This is a genomic window from Agromyces sp. P1_H4, from assembly GCF_056405255.1.
On sequence record NZ_JBFUCL010000427.1, the window covers coordinates 1 to 2,761 of the forward strand.

Consider the following 2,761-nt stretch of genomic DNA (forward strand, 5'->3'; position numbering starts at 1 on the left):
AGCGAGCGCACCTTGCCGGGAGTGTCGGCACCCTCGAGGGTCGTCAGGTCGATGAGCGAGATGATCGTGTCGAGGGCCCGCTGCTTCGAGGTGGTCTTGATCGAGCGGGTGCCGAGGCCGGCGGCGCGCTGCTCGAGGCCGACCGCGTCGACCCCGGGGATGCCGTGCAGGTAGCGGCCGAGCGTGGCGTCGTCGGGTTCACCGCCGAGCACGGCGAGCGCCCGCTCCCGGGCGGTGACGAGTGAGGTGCCTGACATGGTGATGACCTGGCTTTCGTGTGTGGTGCGGTGTCGGTGTGGCGGGGCCCGCGCGGGCGCCTCAGCCGTCGAGGAGGTGGAGGGCGGTGGCCTCGTCGGTGACGAGCACCGAGCAGAGGCCGCTGCGCACGACGGCATCGGCGACCGGGTGCTTGGCGCTGCCGGCGATCACGGCGATGGCGAGCGGGGCCGCCCGAAGTTCGTCGAGCGTGAGCCCGACCGTGCGCGCGTCGAGGGCGGGGTCGACGATGTTGCCGTCGGAGTCGATGTAGCGCCCGACGACGTCGCCCACGGCGCCCTTCTGCACGAGCACGTCGACGTCGGCCACCGAGAGGTAGCCGCTCTCGACGTGCACGGAGTTGTGGTCGGCCGCACCCGCGCTGAAGACGTAGGCGTCGGCCGAACGGGCGAGCTCGATGACGCCCGCGACGACGCGGTCGGACTCGATCGCCTCCTTCGTGGCGAGGCGCTCGAGGATCGCGGGGCTCGGCAGCAGGGTCGCGCTGCCGCCGCCCTTCTGGGCGATCCCGACCGCCGTGGCCGCTGCGGTGCCCGGCCGGCGGTTGAGGCTCACTCCCCCGTTGATCTGCACGACGTTGACGCCCGTGGCCCACCCGTTGCGCAGGTGCTGCGAGAGCTCGAACAGGGTGCGTCCCCAGCTCACGCCGAGGGTGCGCGGCACAGGCCGGAGGGCGGTGAGGTAGTCGGCGGCCGCCTGGGCGGTGCGCTCCTGCAGTTCTTCGGGCGACTGAACGCCCGCCGTCGAGACGACGATGGCGTCGGTGAGCCCGCGTTCGTCGCGCAGGCGGCGCTCGATCGGGAGCCGGCGTGCGCGGGGATGCAGGATCTCGATGCGGATGAACCCGCGCTGCTTGGCCTGGGCGAGGAGTCGGCCGACCTTCCAGCGCGTGAGCCGGAGCGCCTGCCCGATCTCGTCCTGGGTCTTGTTCTCCTCGTAGTAGAGCTCGGCCGCCCGGATGGAGAGCAGTTCGTCGATCTCGTCCACAGTGTCCTTCCGCTCGCTTCCAGCGTAGGCAGGTGCGTGCGCATCGGCAACACTCGCGGGTGATCCTGCTCATATGAGCACCGTGAGCGGATGCCGCGCACCCGCGGCGCGCCACCATTGGGGCCGGCGAGGGCGCGCCGCGGAACTCCGGGGGCGACTCGCGCTCGCGCACGACGTCGCCAGGACGGCTCAGGCCGCGCGCTCGTCCTCGAAGTATCCGGGGCGGGCCGCCATGGCGCCGGAGATCACCGCGGGCACGGTCGACGCGACGAGCAGCAGCACCAACGGCCCGGTCCAGCCGCCGGTCGCCTGGTGGAGCAGCCCCACGGCGAGCGGGCCGACGGCGACCATGAGGTATCCCGCCGACTGGACGAATCCCGACAGGGCGACCGCGCCCTCGTGCGTGCGGCTGCGCAGGTTGATGAGCACGAGCGAGAGCGGGAAGAACAACGGACCCGCGCCTGCGAGGGCGACCCACAACCACGTGGCCGTGCCGGGCACGAGCAGGAGCCCGAGGTAGCCGGCCGCGAAGGACCCGATGCCGATGGCCACGAGGAGGCGTACCCGGCCGTACCGCGCGGCGATGATCGGAACGACCAGTCCGGCGGGCAGGCCCATGGCCGCGTACAGCGACAGCAGCGCCCCCGCCTCCGCCGGCGGCGTGCCGGCGATGTCGTGGAGCATCGACGGCAGCCACGCGAACAGCGCGTAGGCGTTGAAGCCCGCGACCGTGAACAGCACCGCGAGCGACCACGCGAGCGGCGAGCGCAGCGCGTAGCGCAGCAGCCCGGGCTGCGGTTCCTCGGGACGCGCCGGCTGGCGACGGCCGTCGGGATGCAGCAGCAGCACGATCCAGGGGATGAGCGCGACCGCGGCCACGAGCCCCCACTCCCCCAGCGAGACACGCCAGCCGGCGGCATCCGCCACCGGGACGGCGACGAGCGGCGGCACGAAGGTGCTCACCGACAGCGCCGTCACGTACAGCGAGGTCATGAGACCCACGCGATCGGGGAAGTAGCGCTTCACGAGCGGCGGCAGCAGCACGTTGCCCACCCCGATCGCCGCGAAGGTGAGGGTGGATGCGGCGATCAGCCACAGGGCGTCGCCCGCCAGCCCCCGACCGATGAGGCCGATCGACAGGGCGACGAGCGCGACGACGAGGGTGGGCTCCAGGTCGAACCGCTTCGTGATGAGCGGGGTGATGATGCCGAACACCGCGTAACAGAGCGGGGGCAGCATGCCGAGCAGGCCGACCACGGCCGGGCTGAGCTGGATGTCGCGCTCGAGCTGGTGGAGGATCGGCGAGAGCGAGGCGACGGCCGTGCGCAGGTTGAAGGCGACGAGCACGATGCCGAGCAGCGCGAGCGTTCGGCCGGCCCAGAGCGGTCGGGGCTGGGTCGGCTTCACCCGTCCGAGTCTAGGCTGGTGGCGTGGCCGACTTCGCCCGGTACCTCCCGCTCAGCCAGCGCTCCGGCTTCGACGAGCGCGGCGTCACGAG

The 2,761-nt window shown here is 72.4% G+C and carries 2 protein-coding genes and 1 pseudogene; all 3 read right to left on the reverse strand.

Translation table 11 applies throughout. From position 1 onward, the window contains the following. Positions 1-257: pseudogene (locus AC1DY2_RS18325) on the reverse strand (deoxyribose-phosphate aldolase); the annotation flags it as partial. Positions 258-318: 61 nt separating this feature from the next. Beyond that, positions 319-1,263 (reverse strand): sugar-binding transcriptional regulator, encoded by a 945-nt coding sequence (locus AC1DY2_RS18330; RefSeq protein ID WP_476763714.1) that lies wholly within the window; start codon positions 1,261-1,263, stop codon positions 319-321. A 189-nt stretch (positions 1,264-1,452) separates the two neighbouring features. After that, a complete protein-coding gene (locus tag AC1DY2_RS18335; protein WP_476763715.1) occupies positions 1,453-2,670 on the reverse strand; it encodes an MFS transporter in 1,218 nt (405 codons plus the stop codon). Positions 2,671-2,761 lie beyond the last annotated feature (91 nt).